The 17066-nt window shown below is 73.7% G+C and carries 17 protein-coding genes; 4 read left to right on the forward strand and 13 right to left on the reverse strand.

Annotated features, from left to right (window positions below; translation table 11 throughout):
• Positions 1–272: 272 nt before the first annotated feature.
• The 3 genes from ACZ67Q_RS00365 to ACZ67Q_RS00375 form a co-directional block, all read right to left on the reverse strand.
• The gene (locus ACZ67Q_RS00365) at positions 273–1553 is read right to left on the reverse strand and encodes a ribonuclease D (protein WP_471174620.1); all 1281 of its coding nucleotides are present in this window, start codon (positions 1551–1553) and stop codon (positions 273–275) included.
• Between the two features lie 223 nt (positions 1554–1776).
• On the reverse strand, positions 1777–2439 hold the full coding sequence (locus ACZ67Q_RS00370; protein ID WP_361624703.1) for a helix-turn-helix transcriptional regulator: 663 nt from the start codon (positions 2437–2439) through the stop codon (positions 1777–1779).
• 403 nt (positions 2440–2842) lie between these two features.
• Positions 2843–3514: a DUF3000 domain-containing protein gene (locus ACZ67Q_RS00375; RefSeq protein ID WP_471174623.1), complete on the reverse strand. Its 672-nt coding sequence runs from the start codon at positions 3512–3514 to the stop codon at positions 2843–2845.
• 118 nt (positions 3515–3632) lie between these two features.
• Here ACZ67Q_RS00375 and hemE point away from each other — a divergent pair, with 118 nt between their 5' ends.
• Positions 3633–4700 (forward strand): uroporphyrinogen decarboxylase, encoded by a 1068-nt coding sequence (hemE, locus tag ACZ67Q_RS00380; protein ID WP_471174625.1) that lies wholly within the window; start codon positions 3633–3635, stop codon positions 4698–4700.
• Positions 4701–4707: 7 nt separating this feature from the next.
• On the opposite strand, the gene ACZ67Q_RS00385 is transcribed toward hemE, so the two are convergent.
• Entirely contained in the window at positions 4708–5532 is an 825-nt protein-coding gene (locus ACZ67Q_RS00385; RefSeq protein WP_471174627.1) for a rhomboid family intramembrane serine protease, read from the reverse strand.
• 125 nt (positions 5533–5657) lie between these two features.
• Here ACZ67Q_RS00385 and ACZ67Q_RS00390 point away from each other — a divergent pair, with 125 nt between their 5' ends.
• Positions 5658–5924, forward strand: coding sequence for a hypothetical protein (locus ACZ67Q_RS00390; protein ID WP_471174629.1), 267 nt, complete (start codon positions 5658–5660; stop codon positions 5922–5924).
• Positions 5925–5988: 64 nt separating this feature from the next.
• Here ACZ67Q_RS00390 and ACZ67Q_RS00395 read toward each other — a convergent pair whose 3' ends face one another.
• Both ACZ67Q_RS00395 and ACZ67Q_RS00400 read right to left on the reverse strand, forming a co-directional pair.
• On the reverse strand, positions 5989–7383 hold the full coding sequence (locus tag ACZ67Q_RS00395; protein ID WP_471175953.1) for an FAD-dependent oxidoreductase: 1395 nt from the start codon (positions 7381–7383) through the stop codon (positions 5989–5991).
• A 33-nt stretch (positions 7384–7416) separates the two neighbouring features.
• Positions 7417–8343 carry a DUF4349 domain-containing protein gene (locus ACZ67Q_RS00400; RefSeq protein WP_471174631.1) on the reverse strand — a complete coding sequence of 309 codons (927 nt, stop codon included), beginning with the start codon at positions 8341–8343 and terminating at the stop codon, positions 7417–7419.
• A 149-nt stretch (positions 8344–8492) separates the two neighbouring features.
• Here ACZ67Q_RS00400 and hemG point away from each other — a divergent pair, with 149 nt between their 5' ends.
• Together hemG and hemQ are read left to right on the forward strand one after the other, a co-directional pair.
• Positions 8493–9938, forward strand: a complete 1446-nt coding sequence (hemG, locus tag ACZ67Q_RS00405) for a protoporphyrinogen oxidase (protein WP_471174633.1) — start codon at positions 8493–8495, stop codon at positions 9936–9938.
• A gap of 4 nt (positions 9939–9942) precedes the next feature.
• On the forward strand, positions 9943–10674 hold the full coding sequence (hemQ, locus tag ACZ67Q_RS00410; RefSeq protein WP_471174635.1) for a hydrogen peroxide-dependent heme synthase: 732 nt from the start codon (positions 9943–9945) through the stop codon (positions 10672–10674).
• Positions 10675–10787: 113 nt separating this feature from the next.
• Here hemQ and ACZ67Q_RS00415 read toward each other — a convergent pair whose 3' ends face one another.
• The 7 genes from ACZ67Q_RS00415 to ACZ67Q_RS00445 all read right to left on the reverse strand — a co-directional run bounded on the left by ACZ67Q_RS00415 (position 10788) and on the right by ACZ67Q_RS00445 (position 17039).
• A complete protein-coding gene (locus ACZ67Q_RS00415; protein WP_471174637.1) occupies positions 10788–12449 on the reverse strand; it encodes an alpha/beta hydrolase in 1662 nt (553 codons plus the stop codon).
• 132 nt (positions 12450–12581) lie between these two features.
• Positions 12582–13361, reverse strand: a complete 780-nt coding sequence (locus ACZ67Q_RS00420; protein WP_471174639.1) for a TIGR04222 domain-containing membrane protein — start codon at positions 13359–13361, stop codon at positions 12582–12584.
• A gap of 44 nt (positions 13362–13405) precedes the next feature.
• Positions 13406–14218: a DUF4142 domain-containing protein gene (locus ACZ67Q_RS00425; protein ID WP_471174641.1), complete on the reverse strand. Its 813-nt coding sequence runs from the start codon at positions 14216–14218 to the stop codon at positions 13406–13408.
• A 121-nt stretch (positions 14219–14339) separates the two neighbouring features.
• Positions 14340–15662 (reverse strand): MbnB/TglH/ChrH family RiPP precursor modification enzyme, encoded by a 1323-nt coding sequence (locus ACZ67Q_RS00430; RefSeq protein ID WP_471174643.1) that lies wholly within the window; start codon positions 15660–15662, stop codon positions 14340–14342.
• 19 nt (positions 15663–15681) lie between these two features.
• Positions 15682–16005, reverse strand: a complete 324-nt coding sequence (locus ACZ67Q_RS00435) for an SAM-dependent methyltransferase (RefSeq protein ID WP_471174645.1) — start codon at positions 16003–16005, stop codon at positions 15682–15684.
• Positions 16006–16085: 80 nt separating this feature from the next.
• On the reverse strand, positions 16086–16802 hold the full coding sequence (locus ACZ67Q_RS00440; protein WP_471174647.1) for a peptidyl-tRNA hydrolase: 717 nt from the start codon (positions 16800–16802) through the stop codon (positions 16086–16088).
• A 45-nt stretch (positions 16803–16847) separates the two neighbouring features.
• Positions 16848–17039, reverse strand: a complete 192-nt coding sequence (locus tag ACZ67Q_RS00445) for a hypothetical protein (protein ID WP_471174649.1) — start codon at positions 17037–17039, stop codon at positions 16848–16850.
• Positions 17040–17066 lie beyond the last annotated feature (27 nt).

Consider the following 17066-nt stretch of genomic DNA (forward strand, 5'->3'; position numbering starts at 1 on the left):
AGCCCCATGCTACTTATGAGTAACGTAGCTGCCCAGTCCCCACGACCGGAGCGGTGAAGGTCACACCGAGGGGCGACTGCTAGAGGGCCGAGCTTGGCGAGATCCCGACGGCGTATTCGCTGCAGCCCGAGGGGTGCGCGCCCCCGAAGAGACGCGGGGGCCGTGTCGATGCGCGGCCACCGCCGCGTGGGCGCGAGCAACCACCACGCCCCCGCGGCCGCCATGCGACCACATGCTCCCGCAGCCGCCGTCCGACGCACAGGCCCCGGCGACTAGGCGGACAGGGCCTCCACCAGCACCGGCGTGACCAGCTCCACCTGCCAGGCCCGCGCCCCGTACCCCGCCAACGCCGCCGCGACGGCATCCGCGTCGACGGCCTTGGGCGGCTCCCAGCAGACCCGCCGCACCGTGTCCGGCGTGATCAGGTTCTCCTGCGGCAGATTCAGCCGCTCGGCCAGCGCCGACACCCCGGCCTTCGCCGCCGACAGCCGCGCCGCGGCCGCCGGGTCCTTCTCCGCCCACGCGCGCGGCGGCGGCGGCCCGGTCACCGGCTGCCCCTGCTGCGGCAGCTCCGCCTCCGGCAGGGCCTTCGCCCGGTCGACGGCCGCCTGCCACTGCTCGAGCTGGCGCCGCCCCACGCGGTGCCCGAAGCCGCTGAGCGCGGCGAGCGCGTGCACGTTGGACGGCAGCGCCAGCGCCGCCTCCACGATGGCCGCGTCGGACAGCACCTTCCCCGGCGAGACGTCGCGGCGCTGCGCGATCCGGTCCCGGGCCTGCCACAGCTCGCGCACCACGGCCAGCTGCCGGCGGCGGCGGACCTTGTGCATGCCGGACGTGCGCCGCCAGGGATCCTTGCGCGGCTCGGCCGGCGGGGCGGAGGCGATCGCGTCGAACTCCTGGCGGGCCCACTCCAGCTTGCCCTGCCGCTCCAGCTCCTTCTCCAGGGCGTCGCGCAGGTCGACCAGCAGCTCGACGTCGAGGGCGGCGTAGCGCAGCCAGGGCTCGGGCAGCGGGCGGGTGGACCAGTCGACGGCGGAGTGGCCCTTCTCCAGGCTGAAGCCGAGGACGTTCTCGACCATCGCGCCGAGGCCGACGCGCGGGAAGCCGGCGAGCCGGCCGGCCAGCTCGGTGTCGAACAGGCTGGTCGGCACCATGCCTATCTCGCGCAGGCACGGCAGGTCCTGGGTGGCGGCGTGCAGCACCCACTCGGTGCCGGCCAGCACCGCGCCGAGCTCCGACAGGTCGCCGCAGGCCACGGGGTCGATCAGGGCCGTCCCCGCGCCCTCGCGGCGCAGCTGGACGAGGTAGGCGCGCTGGCCGTAGCGGTAGCCGGAGGCGCGCTCGGCGTCGACGGCGACCGGTCCGGAGCCGGCCGCGAAGGCGGCGACCACTTCGGCGAGCGCCGAGGGGTCCGCGACGACGGGCGGAATGCCCTCGCGGGGCTCCAGCAATGGGATCGGCGCCTCCGTAGCAGAAGATCCGCCGTCGTCCGGAGGGGCGCCTCCGGTGGTTCGCAGTGAAGTGTCTGCTGCGGTGTCGTGGGCGTCGGTCACGTGTCAAGGGTATCCATGCATGGACGGCGCCCGTCGACGGAACGTTCCGTCGACGGGCGCCGAAGGGTCGTAAACCGGTCAGCTGGCTGTCATGCCGGGTTCACGATCCGCTGGGGGCGTGGTCCGGGAGCGGGGGGCGGTCCCGTTCACGCCGGTGAATGATCGGTGCGGCCGGGGAGGGTGATCGGTGCGGCGGGAGCGGTGCACGATCGGTCGGGGTCGGTCAGTGGATGATGCCGGTGCGCAGGGCCACGGCGACCATCCCGGCGCGGTCGCCCGTGCCCAGCTTGCGGGCGATGCGGGCGAGGTGGCTCTTGACGGTCAGCGCGGACAGGCCCATGGACACGCCGATGGCCTTGTTCGACTGGCCCTCCGCCACCAGCCGCAGCACCTCCACCTCGCGGCCGGACAGCTCGCGGTAGCCGCCCGGGTGGCTCGGGGCACCCGGGGGGCGGCGGTGGAGGCGGGCGGCGGCCGCGCCGATGGGAGCGGCACCGGGCCGGGTGGGGAGCCCGACGGCGGTGCGGGTGCCGGTGACGACGTAGCCCTTGACTCCGCCCGCGAGGGCGTTGCGCACGGCGCCGATGTCGTCCGCGGCGGACAGGGCGAGCCCGTTGGGCCAGCCCGCGGCGCGGGTCTCGGACAGCAGGGTGAGGCCGGAGCCGTCCGGCAGGTGGACGTCGGCGACGCAGATGTCTCTGGGGTTGCCGACTCGGGGGCGGGCCTCGGCGATGGACGAGGCCTCGATGACGTCGCGGACGCCGAGCGCCCACAGGTGGCGGGTGACGGTGGAACGGACGCGCGGGTCGGCGACGACGACCATGGCGGTGGGCTTGTTCGGACGGTAGGCGACCAGGCTTGAGGGCTGCTCGAGGAGAACGGACACCAGGCCTCCTGAGGGGCGGGACGGCTTTCAAGGTCACAGTCGTCTTCGGCAGCGAAGCCCGGGCCCTTTAGAGAAAGATCACGATTTAGTGAGTAACAATCTGTGCAATTCGGACATGCGGTCGATCGTTCGGTGAACGAATCGGTTCGTTCGAGTGGTTCTCGTGACTGAAAGTGGCCGTATCGACAAAGTGACGGTCAAGCGGGCACCGCAAACCCGTTCCGTGGGTGAACCGAGGGGGGCCGAGTCACCGGCCGGGAGAGGAGGGACTCAGCGCGACTCCGCGCGGCTGGGCGCGACTCGGCGCGAATCGGCTCGGCGCAGCTCAGCCCGACGCAGCACGAGCAGCAGGACGCAGCAGGACGCAATACGAGCAGCAGAAGGCAGCAGGACGCAGCGCGGCTCAGCGCGACTGCGGCCCCCGCCGCTGCGGCAGCGTGACCACCGACGCGTCGCCGGGACCGGCCGGCGGCAGTCCTCCGACCTGGGCCAGCAGATCGCACCAGGCCGCCAGATGCGCCGCCGTGTCCGGCACCCCACCGAGCCCCTCCCGGGGCGTCCAGGAGGCGCGGATCTCGATCTGCGACGCGGGCGGACGGCTGGACAGCCCCCCGAAGTAGTGGGAGCCCGCCCGTGTGACGGTGCCGCTCGGCTCGCCGAAAGCCAGGCCGCGTGCCGTCAGCGCCCCGGTCAGCCACGACCAGCACACCTCGGGCAGCAGCGGGTCGGCGGCCATCTCCGGCTCCAGCTCCGCCCGCACCAGCGTCACCAGCCGGAACGTGCCGCGCCAGGCGTCGTGCCCGGCAGGGTCGTGCAGCAGCACCAGCCGCCCGTCCGCCAGGTCCTGCTCGCCGTCGACCACCGCGGCCTCCAGCGCGTACGCGAACGGCGCGAGCCGCTGCGGGGCAGGGGTCGGCTCGATCTCCACCTGGGGGCGCAGCCGCGCGGTGCGCAGCGCGTCGACGGCGGCCCGGAAGGGCAGCGGAACCGCCGTCCCCCCTGGTGCCTCCCCCGTGTCCCTCGCGTCGTCCATTCCGTCAGCGCCGTCCGACAGTCGTCCCTGAGCCGCAGCCATGCGGGGAAGAGTAAGGGGAAGCGGGCCCTCGCGCAGGGCAAGACACCCCTCGTCGGCCCACCCTGTTGCGGGGCGGGTGCGGGCGGCGGCCCTGGTGCGCCATGCGAGACTTGCCGTCGTGAGTGCCAACGGAAGCCCCTCGGGCAAGCAGCCGACAGCGACGTACGACAGCGCCTTCCTGAAGGCGTGCAGGCGCGAGCCCGTGCCGCACACGCCGGTGTGGTTCATGCGGCAGGCCGGGCGCTCCCTGCCGGAGTACCGCAAGGTGCGCGAGGGCGTCGGCATGCTCGACTCCTGCATGCGGCCCGACCTGGTCACCGAGATCACCCTGCAGCCGGTGCGCCGGCACGGCGTGGACGCCGCGATCTACTTCAGCGACATCGTCGTGCCCCTGAAGGCCATCGGCGTCGACCTCGACATCAAGCCCGGCGTCGGCCCGGTGGTGCAGCACCCGATCCGCACCCGCGCCGACCTCGCGCAGCTGCGTGACCTCACCCCCGAGGACGTCCCCTACGTCACCGAGGCCATCGGGCTGCTCACCGCCGAGCTCGGCGCCACCCCGCTGATCGGCTTCGCGGGCGCCCCGTTCACCCTCGCGAGCTACCTCGTCGAGGGCGGTCCGTCGCGCACGTACGAGAACGCCAAGGCGATGATGTACGGCGACCCCGAGCTGTGGGCCGACCTGCTGGACCGGCTCGCGGAGATCACGTCCGCCTTCCTGAAGGTGCAGATCGAGGCCGGCGCCTCCGCCGTGCAGCTCTTCGACTCCTGGGCCGGCGCCCTCGCCCCCGTCGACTACCGCCGCTCGGTGCTGCCCGCCTCCGCCAAGGTCTTCCGCGCCGTCGAGTCCTACGGCGTGCCGCGCATCCACTTCGGCGTCGGCACCGGTGAGCTGCTCGGACTGATGGGCGAGGCCGGCGCGGACGTCGTGGGCGTCGACTGGCGCGTCCCGCTCGACGAGGCCGCGCGCCGCGTCGGCCCCGGCAAGGCGCTCCAGGGCAACCTCGACCCGACGGTCCTGTTCGCCCCGCAGGGCGCCGTCGAGGCCAAGACCCGCGAGGTGCTGGACTCGGCCGCCTCCCTGGAGGGCCACGTGTTCAACCTCGGTCACGGCGTCATGCCGTCCACCGACCCCGACGCCCTCACCCGGCTCGTGGAGTACGTCCACACGCAGACCGCCCGCTGACGGGCGCTCACCACGTCTGACGGGGCCGCGCGTTCCTGCCGAACAGCAGGCCGCGCGGCTCCGGCGGCGGTGGGGTGCCCGGGCGCAGCGGCAGGGCGACGAGCATGCCCGCCAGGAAACCGACGACGTGCGCCGCGTAGGCCACGGTGCCGGCCGCCGAGACGCCCTCGCCGGCGGAGTACACCGCCTGGAGCACGAACCAGAAGCCCAGCACCAGCCAGGCGGGCAGCCGCAGCGGCAGGAAGATCAGGAAGGGCACGAGGACCCACACCCTGGCCTTCGGGTACAGCACCAGGTACGCCCCGAGGACCCCGGCGATCGCTCCCGACGCGCCGATCAGCGGGTCCCCGGAGCCGGAGTTGAGCAGGGCGAAGCCGTAGCCGGCCGCGTAGCCGCAGACGACGTAGAAGAGCGCGAAACGCACGTGCCCCATGCGGTCCTCGACGTTGTTGCCGAAGATCAGCAGGAACAGCATGTTGCCCAGCAGATGCAGCCAGCTGCCGTGCAGGAACATCGCCGTGAACACGCTCAGCACGGGCGACTTGCCGTAGTGCGGAGGAGCGATCACACAGCCAGGACCGTGCGGGCCGATGCCCACGTCCCCGGTCGGCACCAGCTGCGGCATCTGGTGGTGGATCAGCTCGCGCGGCACGGCCGCCCAGTGATCCAGGAACGCGTGCAGATGGCACAACTGCGCCTGGCTGCTCTCGCCCGCCACGGACCCGGCGAGGCCGGGCGTGAAGAGGAACACGAGGACATTGGCGGCGATCAGCGCGTACGTCACCCAGGGGGTGCGGCGCACGGGGTTCACGTCATGGACGGGGATGACCACGTGACACTACTGCCCGCGCAGCGGCGGGCGAATCGGTGAACGTGCGCGCTCGTTCCCGCGTATGTCTGCTCAACCGCCCGCGGTGCGGGGAAGGCACGCCGCGGGGCCGACGAGGGGACACACAGATGAACGACCGAGTCACTCCCGCGATGCACGCGCTGCCCGACGGCGAGGCGGAACTGGCCGTGGTGCTCCGGCTGCCCTGGGAGGACGTCGCCCGGCTGGGCCAGGAGGCGGGGCGGCTGGCCGCCCAGGCGCAGCGGCCGGTGACGCTGGACGAGGCGGTGAGCCACCGGCTGCGGTCCCGGCCCGTCGCCGCGCACGCCAAGCCGGCCGGTGAACAGCCGGCCGCGGCGGTGTCTGCGCTGCCGAGGATCAGCACAACGGCCTGAGGGACGTCGCGGGGTGGGACCGTTCCTCGCGGCGGAGCCCCCAGGGAACCGGGCCCCGGGCCCCTCAGGTGGGCTGCCCCACCGCCCGCGCCGCCTTGCGCGCCGCCACCAGCACCGGGTCCCACACGGGGGAGAACGGCGGCGCGTAACCGAGGTCCAGCGCCGTCATCTGCTCCACCGTCAGGCCGGCCGTGAGGGCCACCGCCGCGATGTCCACCCGTTTGGCGGCGCCCTCGCGGCCGACGATCTGCACCCCGAGGAGACGGCCCGTGCGGCGCTCGGCGAGCATCTTCACCGTCATGGGGGAGGCACCCGGGTAGTAGCCCGCACGGCTCGTCGACTCGATCGTCACCGTCTCGAACTGCAGGCCGGCCCTGCGGGCGTCCTTTTCCCGCAGTCCGGTCCGCGCGATCTCCAGATCGCACACCTTGCTGACCGCCGTGCCGACCACACCGGGGAAGGTGGCGTAGCCGCCGCCCACGTTGGTGCCGATGACCTGCCCGTGCTTGTTGGCGTGGGTGCCGAGCGCGATGTGCCGCTCCTGCCCGGAGACCAGGTCGAGCACCTCGACGCAGTCGCCGCCGGCCCAGATGTCCTCGTGCCCGCGCACCCGCATCGACATGTCGGTCAGCAGCCCCCCGTGCCGCCCCAGCGGCAGGCCCGCCGCGCGCGCCAGCGTCGTCTCGGGGCGCACGCCGATGCCGAGCACCACCACGTCCGCCGGGAATTCCGCGGTTTCGGTGGCCACCGCGCGCACCCGGCCGTCGTCCCCGGTGAGCACCTTGGTGACCTCGGTGTCGTCGACCATGGTGATGCCCAGGCCCACCATCGCCTCGTGCACCAGGCGGCCCATGTCGGCGTCCAGCGTCGACATCGGTTCGCTGCCCCGGTTGACGACGGTCACCTCGTACCCGCGGTTGATCAGCGCCTCGGCCATCTCCACGCCGATGTACCCGGCGCCGACGACCACCGCGCGCCGCCCACGCGTGCGTGCCAGCGTGTCGAGCAGCGCCTGCCCGTCGTCGAGGGTCTGCACGCCGTGCACCCCCGGCGCGTCCATCCCCGGCATCCGGGGCCGGATCGGCCGCGCCCCGGTCGCGATCACGAGCTTGTCGTACGACGTCCACGACTCGGCCCCCGAGTCCACGTCACGCGCGCGTACCCGCCGCCCGGCCACGTCGATCTCCACGACCTCGGTCCGCATGCGCAGATCGATGCCGCGCGCCCGGTGCTCCTCGGGGGTGCGGGCGATCAGCTCGTCCCGCTCGGCGACGTCACCGCCGACCCAGTACGGGATGCCGCACGCCGAATAGGAAGTGAAATGGCCGCGTTCGAACGCCACGATCTCCAGCTCGTCCGGCCCCTTGAGCCGACGGGCCTGCGACGCCGCGGACATCCCCGCGGCGTCGCCGCCGATCACCACCAGTCGTTCTCGCGCACCCCGTGCCACACCCGTCATGGTCATGCGAACACGCTAGACGCACAGGGCATTTCAGTCCTGCCCGCGGTTCCTCAGCCGGGGTCGCACCAGCCGCAGCCAGGCCACCAGGAGCAGTGCCGCCACCGCGAGGAAGGGCAGTGCCGCGCCCAGCGCCACCGCGATCCAGCGCACCATCGTCACGAACGCGCCCCAGCCGCCGGCCAGCGCGTCCACGAAGCCCGGGGAGTCCTCGTCCTCGTGCGTGCTCGGCACCGGCTTCTCGTGCAGCGACAGCGTGATCGTCGCCAGGCTCGTGCGGTCCTTGAGCGACGCCTGCCGTGCCAGCAGCGCCTCCAGATCGGCCTGCCGGCGGCTCAGCTCACCCTCCAGCTCCACCACGTCGCTGAGCTTGGTCGCCCGGTCCATCAGCTCCCGCACCCGCGCCACGCTGGCCCGCTGCGACCGGATCCGGCTCTCCACGTCGACGACCTGGTCCGTGACGTCCTGCGCCTTGGACTCGCGTTCCATCAGGCGGCCCGCGCCCTGGAGCGCGGCGAGCACCGTGTCGTACTTCTCGACGGGCACGCGCAGCACCACACGCGTCTGCTCGCCCCCGTCCTCGTCCCGGGTGGTCGTCTCGTCGCCGACGTAACCGCCCGCGTTCTCCGCGGCGGTCCGCGCCCCGTCGAGGGCCTTGGGCACATCCTTGACCTGCACGGTCAGTGTGGCCGTCCGGATGATCCGGTCCGCGGTCGGCTGCGGCGGAGCGGTGGCCCTGCGGGCGCCGTCGCCGGCCCCTCGGGCGTCACCCGCGGCGCTGTCCGCCGCCTGAGCGGAACCGGCGGCGTCCTGCGGCCCGGCGGCGGGACCGGCCGCGGTATCACTCTTCGCGTCGCCCGCGTCGCCGGCGCCGCCGCACCCGGTCAGGGCAAGCGCGGCGGCCAGCAGCAGGCCGGCCAGGACGGGCACGGGCCGTCGTACGGAGTGTCGTGAGCGCATCAGGGTCGAACCCCCCGGGTCATCGAAACGGAACGCTCCTTCGACGCCCGGGCGGGGTGCGGCGTTCGCGGTAGGCGGTTCCGAAGCGGTCACGGTCCGGACTCGGCCCGGACACCGGCGCTGTCAGTGGCGTTTGAGAGAGTGGGGACATGAGCGCAACGGGTACGCAGCAGGTCGTCGTCATCGGAGCCGGGATCGCCGGGCTGACCGCAGCCCACCGGCTGCTGGACCGCGGCGCCCGCGTGACCGTCCTGGAGGCTTCCGACCGGGTCGGCGGCAAGCTGCTGCCCGGCGAGATCGCCGGCGTCCGCGTCGACCTCGGCGCCGAGTCGATGCTCGCCCGCCGCCCCGAGGCCGTGGACCTCGCCCGCGAGGTCGGCCTCGCCGACCGCCTCCAGCCCCCGTCCACCGCGACGGCCTCGATCTGGACCCGCGGCGCCCTGCGCCCCATGCCCAAGGGCCACGTCATGGGCGTCCCCGGCACCGCCTCCGCCCTCGCGGGCGTCCTGTCCGACGAGGGCCTGGCCCGCATCGAGCGGGACGCCGAGCTGCCGCGCACCGAGGTCGGCGACGACGTGGCGGTGGGGGAGTACGTGGCGCAGCGCCTCGGCCGCGAGGTCGTCGACCGCCTTGTCGAGCCCCTGCTCGGCGGCGTCTACGCGGGTGACGCCTACCGCATCTCCCTGCGCTCGGCCGTCCCCCAGCTCTTCCAGGCCGCGCGGACCCACACCTCACTGACCGAGGCCGTCCGCGAGATCCAGGCCAGGGCCGCCGCGCACCAGCAGACCGGGCCCGTGTTCATGGGCATCGCCGGCGGCGTCGGCTCCCTGCCGCTCGCGGTCGCGGACGCGGTACGGGCGCGCGGCGGCGAGATCACCACCGGCACGCCCGTGACCGAGCTGCGCCGGGAACCCGGCGGCTGGCGCGTCACGGCCGGCGAGCGGACCCTGCACGCGGACGCCGTGGTCCTCGCCGTCCCGGCACCCGCCGCCGCCCGCCTGCTGGCCGCCGAGTCCCCGCAGGCCGCCGCCGAGCTGCGCACGATCGAGTACGCCTCCATGGCCCTGATCACCCTCGCCTACCGGCGCGCCGAGACCCGGCTGCCCGACGGCAGCGGCTTCCTCGTCCCGCCGGTCGACGGCCGCACGATCAAGGCGTCCACCTTCGCGTCGAACAAGTGGGGCTGGATCGCCGACGAGGACCCCGAGGTGCTCGTGCTGCGCACCTCGGTCGGCCGGCACGGCGAGACGGAGATCCTCCGGCGCGACGACGCCGAGCTGGTCGAGGTCTCCCGGCAGGACCTCAAGGAGGCCACCGGGCTCGACGCCACCCCGCTCGCCACCCGCGTCACCCGCTGGGACGACGGCCTGCCCCAGTACCCCGTCGGCCACCACGCGCGCGTGGCCCGCGTCCGCGAGCACGTCTCCCGCCTGCCCGGCCTCGCGGTCTGCGGCGCCCAGTACGACGGCGTCGGCATCCCCGCGTGCATCGCGAGCGCGTACGCCGCCGTCGACCAGCTCGGCGGCGATCTTCGGGCTGTGCAGGAGCTCACCGCCCACCCGGTGCAGAGCCTGCACAGCGGAGCGGGAGAATAGGGCCATGAGTGACGACGCCCCCACCACTGCCCCTGACCGGATTCCGAACAAGGGCAAGCTGGCCAAGGACCTCAACGAGGTCATCCGCTACACGCTGTGGTCCGTCTTCAAGCTGAAGGACGTGCTGCCCGAGGACCGCGCCGGCTACGCGGAAGAGGTCCAGGAGCTGTTCGACCAGCTCGCCGCGAAGGACGTGACGATCCGCGGCACGTACGACGTGTCCGGCCTGCGCGCCGACGCCGACCTCATGATCTGGTGGCACGCCGAGACCAGCGACCAGCTCCAGGAGGCGTACAACCTCTTCCGCCGCACCAGGCTGGGCCGCGCCCTCGAGCCGGTCTGGTCGAACATGGCGCTGCACCGCCCCGCCGAGTTCAACCGCGCGCACATCCCGGCGTTCCTCGCCGACGAGACGCCCCGCAACTACGTGAGCGTCTACCCGTTCGTGCGCTCCTACGACTGGTACCTGCTGCCGGACGAGGACCGCCGCCGCATGCTCGCCGACCACGGCAAGATGGCCCGCGGTTACCCGGACGTGCGCGCCAACACGGTCGCCTCGTTCTCGCTGGGCGACTACGAGTGGATCCTCGCCTTCGAGGCGGACGAGCTGTACCGCATCGTCGACCTCATGCGCCACCTGCGCGCCTCGGAGGCCCGCATGCATGTCCGCGAGGAAGTCCCGTTCTTCACGGGCCGCCGCAAGGACATCAGCGACCTCATCGCGGGCCTGGCGTAAGGCTGCCCCGTCGGGCGCCGGGTGCGCCCCGCGCCCCGAAGGGTGTGGGGCGCTGCTCGACAGGCGGCTCCGCCGCGTGAGCGGGGCCAGCCACGAACGCCCCGCACCCGGCGTCAGGGAGCGACCGTCGGTTCTGGCTCCGCGTGCGGCGCGCACGACGCCCGCCGCACGGGAAGCCGCCCGTCGAGCAGATACGCCTCCAGGTATCCGTTGACGCACTGGTTGGGCCCCCCGGCCACCCCGTGTGTCCCGGCGTCCCGCTCGGTCACCAGCACGGACCCCGACAGCCGCCGCTGCAACTCCAGCGCCCCCTCATAAGGCGCCGCGGCATCCCGCTCAGCGGCGAGGATCAGCACGGGCGGCAACTCACCGGGCCCGGTCCGCACATCGAGAACCCGCTGACGCGGCGCGAGCCAGTACGCACAAGGCAGGTTCGCCCACACGTTGTCCCACGTCTCGAACGGCGCCACCCGCGCCAGCCGTGTGTTGTCCCGGTCCCAGACGCGGAAGTCGGTCGGCCACGGCGCGTCGTTGCACTCCACGGCCGTGTAGACGGCGCTCGCGTTCTCCGCCTCGGCCGCCGCCTGGGTGACCGGCGCCGCCTGCTCGATCAGCGGCTCGGCGTCACCCCTGAGATACGCCGACAGCGCGTGCGCCCGCTGCGGCCAGTAGTCGTCGAAGTACCCGGCCTGCAGGAACGCGTTCTGCAACTGCGCCGGGCCCACCTTCCCGCCGGCCGGTTTCGCGGCCAGCATCGTCGCGGCCCGCTCGTAGCTCGCGAGCACCTTCTCGGGGGTGTCGCCGAGCCGGTAGACGTCGTGGTGCCGGGCGATCCACTCCCGCAGGTCCGCCCAGCGGCCCTCGAACGCCGCCGACTGGTCGAGGTTGTCGCGGTACCAGATCTTCGTCGGGTCGGGGTTGACCGCCGAGTCGAACACCATCCGCCGTACGTGCGAGGGGAACAGCGTCGCGTACAGCGCGCCGAAGTAGGTGCCGTAGGAGGCGCCCAGGAACGTCAGCCGGTTCTCGCCCAGCGCGGCGCGGATGACGTCGAGGTCGCGGGCGTTGTTCAGCGAGGTGTAGTGCGCCAGCGCGCTGCCGGCCCGCTCGGCGCACCCGCGCGCGTAAGCCTTCGCCTGCGTGATCCGCTCCTGCTTGTACGCGGCGGAGGGGTACGTCGGCGCCTGCGACGGGGCCTTGAGGAAGTGCCCCGGGTCCTGGCAGGACAGGGGAGCGGAGCGGCCCACTCCGCGCGGCGAGTAGCCGATCAGGTCGTAGGCGGCGGCGATGCGTTTCCACTGCGGTGTGAGGCCGACCAGCGGGAAGTACAGCCCGTCGCCGCCGGGTCCGCCCGGGTTGTAGACCAGCGAGCCCTGGCGGGGCACGCGCCGCTTGCTGTTGCGCGGGTCGCGGTGGGTGGCCTGGACCCGGCTGACCGCCAGCTTGATCTGCAGGCCCTCGGGGTGGGCGTAGTCGAGCGGGACCGTCACGGTGCCGCACTGCATGCTCCCCGGCATGTCGGACGCGTCCGAGCAGGCGCCGAAGTCGATGCCGCGCGCGGCGGCCCGCGCGGCCGCCACCACCACTCCGCGGGTCTCGGCGGCGCGTTCCGCCCGCGCGGTCACGGCGCCCCGGGTGTCGGCGGCCCGGGCGGTGGTCCCGGCCAGTGCGGGTGGCACGGCCGGTGGTACGCCCGGCGCGCTGCCGGCCGGGGCGGCGGCCAGGGCGGTCAGCAGCAGCGACCCGGCGGCCGAGCAGAGGGCGGCGGCTCTCATGGCGTATCCCTTTCGTGCGCGTCTGCAACACAAGGGATGTTCGTCCGCCTGGCGGTGAAGGCAAGCACCACCCTGCTGGTGTCGGCGCCAATGCCCCCGTGCGCCCCCCAGGGCCTGTCCCGGACCTGGTCCTCAGCCGGTCCGGTCGCGGTGGGCGAGCGCGGCGCGCAGATCCGGTTCGCCGACGGCACGGATGCCGCGTACGGCGACGTTGATCAGGTATCCCAGGTCGTCCCCGGCCCTGCCGGCTCCCTGCGCCAGGGCGCTCAGCAGCCGTTGCCCGGCCGGTGAGGCCCAGCGCGAGTAGGGGTGCGCCTCGATCCGGGCCAGGGCCAGACAGCCGAGGGCGAGGGCGAGGGGCAGCCCGAACCACATCGCGACCAGGGTGCGCGGCACGCCGGTCGGCCCCGGCGTCAGCAGCGCGGCCGCCCCCAGGCCCGTCACGGCCAGCGCGGCCAGCCGCACCCGGCGCACTCCGGCCGCGACCGACGTGCGCGCCCCGTCCGGTACGGCCAGACCCGCCCGCACGAGCCGGTCGGCGAGGTGGCGCACCGCGTCGGCGGCGGACGTGGCGGCGCGGACCGGCGCGATCCGCGACTGGCCCTCGGGCCCTATCGCCCCTATCACCGACCGTTCCATCTCGTCCCGCCCGCGCGGGTCGACGACCGTCGCCCAGCCGGTGTGCGCGAGCAGCAGCCGGCGCCGGCGGGCCATCGACACCAGCGTGAGATCGGCGACCCGGTCAGGGCCTCCGGCGAGGAACGCGGCCTCGTACAGCGTCAGATCGTGTGCGCGTACCTCGGTGGTCTCCTGCGCCTCGGTGGCGGCCGCGCGGACCGCGGCCAGGCACAGCCGGGTGCACGCCACGGCGGTGACGACCCAGGCGAGCAGCAGGAAGAGGACCCAGAACATGCCGCGTTTCTATGTCACGGGATCCGCGGTCCGCCATGGGTGGTTCACCATCCGGACACAGTGTTGTGGGTATGTGACGTTCCGTTTCCGGGCTGTCGCGCGGATGCGGGCGGGGACGCGGACGCCGTCAGGTCGCGGGCCAGGGCGTCGAAGTCGACGTACCCGGTGGCCTCGAGCACCCGGATGTGGTCCAGCACGGTCGTGCCGGCGTCGTCGGCGAGCTCGCGCACGAGCGCGTTGCGTGTTCCGGCGCGGACCTCGGCGACCAGGGTGAGCACCCTGCCGTGCGCCAGCCGCAGGATGTTCGCGAACGTCCGGTCGAAGTCGGCGCCCCGCGCCGCCCGCAACTGCCGCAGCCAGGCTTGCTGCTGCTCGTTCGGCTGGTTCGGCAGGGGCAGCCCGAGCCGGGCGGCGACGCCGCGCACCCGCTCGTCGAGGAAGGTGTGCCCCTCCACCAGATGCCGCCCCGCGGTGCGTACGGCGTCGGTGGTGCCCTTCGCCTGCGCGAGCCGGCCGGCGGGCAGCTCCCACAGGCCGGCCAGCCGCACCTTGAAGACGAAGTCCCGGTCCAGCGCGGACAGCACGCCGTACTGCGTGAGCATGTCCTCTCTGCCTGTGCCTGCGTCTGTGCCTGTTCCTGCGTCTGTGCCTGTTCCTGCTCCTGTGCCTGCGTCTGTTCCCGCGGCCGATCCGGTGCTCAAGGTGTCCGCCGTGCTGTCCTTGCCGTCGTCCGTGGGGCGGTCGGCGTAGGACCAGATCGGGACGATCAGCGCCAGGAGCGTGGCGGTGAGGCCGGCGATGATCAGACCGGTGCCACTGACAATGCCTCGGCCCTGGACGGGGGGTCGCGGTCGCATGGTGCTCTCCTGCTTGCGGCACCGCACGGCCGGGGGCTTCTCCCGGGTGCGGGGAGAGGCATCGTACTGCGCCGCGAAAAGCGGATGGTCGTACTGCCCGGTCGTCGATCGCGGAGGGGCGTCACCGGCGCAGCAGCACCCGTCGGGTGGCGCGGGCCAGCCGGACCGCCGGGCGGTGGGCGCGCGGCCGGGGCCCGGACCGGTCCCGCCACCACTCGTGCAGCTCGCGCCGCGCCCTGTCGTCCGTCACCGCGCCGGTGCGCAGCAGCGACCCGGCGAACTCCAGCGCGTCCAGGCGGTATCCCCCGCTCATCGGGTGGTGCTGGGCGTAGGCCAGGAACGCCGGACGGTAGGCGGCGCCGAGGATGCCCGGCAGCTCCGGGGCGACCTTGGCCACCACGTCCGCCCGCTTCCCGGCCAGCGCCCGCGCCTGCACGGTCAGCCGCGCCCGGTCGAAACCCTCCGGCACCGGCGTGCCCGCGACCAGCGCGGACAGCAGCGCGGTCTGGGCGAGTGCGAGCCGCGCCCGGGCGGCGTCGGGGACGGCCGGCAGCTCGGGAAGGCTCGCCGGCCGCGACTGACGCCCGGCGGGGGAGGCGTCCGGCGCGATCGCCGACGCCCGGCCTCGCTCGACCGCCGCGCGTATCGACGCGAGCTCCCTCTCCAGCTCCGACGGCTCGGGGAAGTTGTCGTCCCGTTCCAGCAGGACGCCCGGCGGGCTGGTGCGGGAGGCCAGGTCGGCGAGGATGTCCAGGACCGGCTGCGGCACCGGGTGCGCGTGGCTGTCGTGCCATACGCCGTCCCGCTCGACGCCACCCGCGACATGGACGTAACCCAGGGCCTCCACCGGCAGGTCGGCCAGCGCCTTGGCCGGGTCCTCACCGCGGTTGACGTGGTTGGTGTGCAGGTTCGCCACGTCGATCAGCAGCCGCACCCCGGTGCGCTCGGCCAGCTCGTACAGGAACTGGCCCTCCGTCAGCTCTTCGCCGGGCCAGCCGATCAGCGCGGCGATGTTCTCGACGGCTAGCGGCACCGGCAGCGCGTCCTGGGCGATGCGGATGTTCTCGCACAGCACGTCCAGGGCGTCCCGGGTACGCGGCACCGGCAGCAGGTGGCCGGCCTCCAGCCGGGGCGAGGCGGTCAGCTCGCCGCCGGCGCGCACGAACGCGATGTGCTCGGTCACCAGCGGTGATCCAAGCGCCTCGGCCCCTTCGGCGAGCGCGCGGAGCCGGTGCGGGTCGGGGCGGTCGGCGCCGCCGAGACCCAGCGAGACACCGTGCGGTACCACGGTGACACCGCGCTCGCGCAGCCGGCGCAGCGAGTCGGGCAGGTGTCCGGGGCAGACGTTCTCCGCCACCACCTCGACCCAGTCGATGCCCGGCATGCGCTCGACGGCCTCGGCGATCTCGGGCCGCCAGCCGATGCCCGTGCCCAGTCGCTCCATGGGTCCCCCTCCTCGTCGCTCACCGCGGGCGGTCGATGTGACGGGGGTATGGCCCCGGCAGCGGACGGCGAACCGCGCCGGGCCGGGGTTCAGAGCAACATTTGAGCTTGGGCGGCGGCCGCCAGCTCAGCGCTTGACGCCCACGCCGCCGAAACAGTCCACGTCCCGCCGGTCGGTGCAGGCCGGCTCGGGGCGCCACTCGGCGACCGCGCGCGATGTCGACGATCTCCGGATCGACCTCGCGGATCCGGTCGCCGACCTGCCGGTCGATCTCGTAACAGTCCTTGCCGCCCAGCCAGTAGTTCCAGATGCGCGCCGAGTGCGGCATCGTGCTGTTGATCATCGGTCCACCGGCATCCCGACTCGCCGTGTCCCCGACGGCCGCTCACGGCCCGTGCGTTGCACACCCACCGCAACGGGTGATCAACGCAGCGCCGGATGGTCCGCGACCACGGTGCAACTGCCCGGTGCGATCTCGGTGAAGCCCGCGTCGCGCACCAACGGCAGGCCGGCGCGGGTCAGTTCACGCCAGTGCGCGGGCTCGGCGGTGCGCACGGCCAGCGGGAAACCGGCGTCCCGCCAGGCGGCCCGCTCCTCGTCCGACAGCTCCCACCAGGCCAGCTGGGCGCCGTGCCCGGCCTGTGCCATCGCCTTGCCGGCCGACATCTGAACGCCGGGGCTCATCCACAGCACCGGGCCGGCCGGGTCCGGCTCGGCGGGCGGCTCCGGGTCGTCCAACTCGGTGCCGGAGACCTGCAACTTGGCCAGATCCTTCGGCCAGCCGTCCAGCGGCACCGGCGGGAACACTCGCACCTCGGCCGACTTCCCGGTGACCGTGATGCCGGGCAGCGCCTGGGCCCGCCGCCACTCCGCGCCGCGCGCCCGGCGCACCACCTTGCGGATGCGCGCGTCCTGCCAGTCCCGCATCACCTGCGCCCACTCGCCGTCGCCGAGCGAGCGCTCGTCGCTCAGCATCACCAGCACCGCGCGGGCCGCCGTCTCCAGGGCGTCGGTACGGGCGGGCGGCGCGGCCTTCTCCAGCCGCACGACCAGCGGCAGCACGTACTGCGGGGCGAGGTCGCGGTCGCCGGGTTCGGAGCGGAAGGGGCTGTCCTGCGCGGGCGTGGTTTCACTGTTCACGCCGTCCAGTCTGCCAAGCGGCTCCGGCGCGCCCGCCCGCGCGTCTCAGCCCGAGCAGGCGGTGCGCTGCGCCTCCTGCCATTCGCACACCGGGCACAGCGTGATGCCCTTGTACGACTCCGGATACTCCGTGGGCTCGCGGCACAGCACACACTCGGCGTACGGCGGGCCGTCGGCCTTCGGGGGCCGGGCCGCGTCGATGAGGCAGTAGTCGACAGGCGTGTCGTCGTCGCTCATGCGTCCAGCGTACGAGAGCGTGCGAGG

Source organism: Streptomyces sp. NPDC036813 (assembly GCF_055609245.1).

Coding starts and splice junctions, on each gene's coding strand:
- ACZ67Q_RS00375 (WP_471174623.1), bottom strand. CDS start 3,514: ATGGCTGCGGCTCAGGGACGACTGTCGGACGGCGCTGACGGAATGGAC.
- ACZ67Q_RS00390 (WP_471174629.1), top strand. CDS start 5,658: ATGAACGACCGAGTCACTCCCGCGATGCACGCGCTGCCCGACGGCGAG.
- ACZ67Q_RS00395 (WP_471175953.1), bottom strand. CDS start 7,383: ATGACGGGTGTGGCACGGGGTGCGCGAGAACGACTGGTGGTGATCGGC.
- ACZ67Q_RS00400 (WP_471174631.1), bottom strand. CDS start 8,343: ATGCGCTCACGACACTCCGTACGACGGCCCGTGCCCGTCCTGGCCGGC.
- hemG (WP_471174633.1), top strand. CDS start 8,493: ATGAGCGCAACGGGTACGCAGCAGGTCGTCGTCATCGGAGCCGGGATC.
- hemQ (WP_471174635.1), top strand. CDS start 9,943: ATGAGTGACGACGCCCCCACCACTGCCCCTGACCGGATTCCGAACAAG.
- ACZ67Q_RS00415 (WP_471174637.1), bottom strand. CDS start 12,449: ATGAGAGCCGCCGCCCTCTGCTCGGCCGCCGGGTCGCTGCTGCTGACC.
- ACZ67Q_RS00420 (WP_471174639.1), bottom strand. CDS start 13,361: ATGTTCTGGGTCCTCTTCCTGCTGCTCGCCTGGGTCGTCACCGCCGTG.
- ACZ67Q_RS00425 (WP_471174641.1), bottom strand. CDS start 14,218: ATGCGACCGCGACCCCCCGTCCAGGGCCGAGGCATTGTCAGTGGCACC.
- ACZ67Q_RS00430 (WP_471174643.1), bottom strand. CDS start 15,662: ATGGAGCGACTGGGCACGGGCATCGGCTGGCGGCCCGAGATCGCCGAG.
- ACZ67Q_RS00435 (WP_471174645.1), bottom strand. CDS start 16,005: ATGATCAACAGCACGATGCCGCACTCGGCGCGCATCTGGAACTACTGG.
- ACZ67Q_RS00445 (WP_471174649.1), bottom strand. CDS start 17,039: ATGAGCGACGACGACACGCCTGTCGACTACTGCCTCATCGACGCGGCC.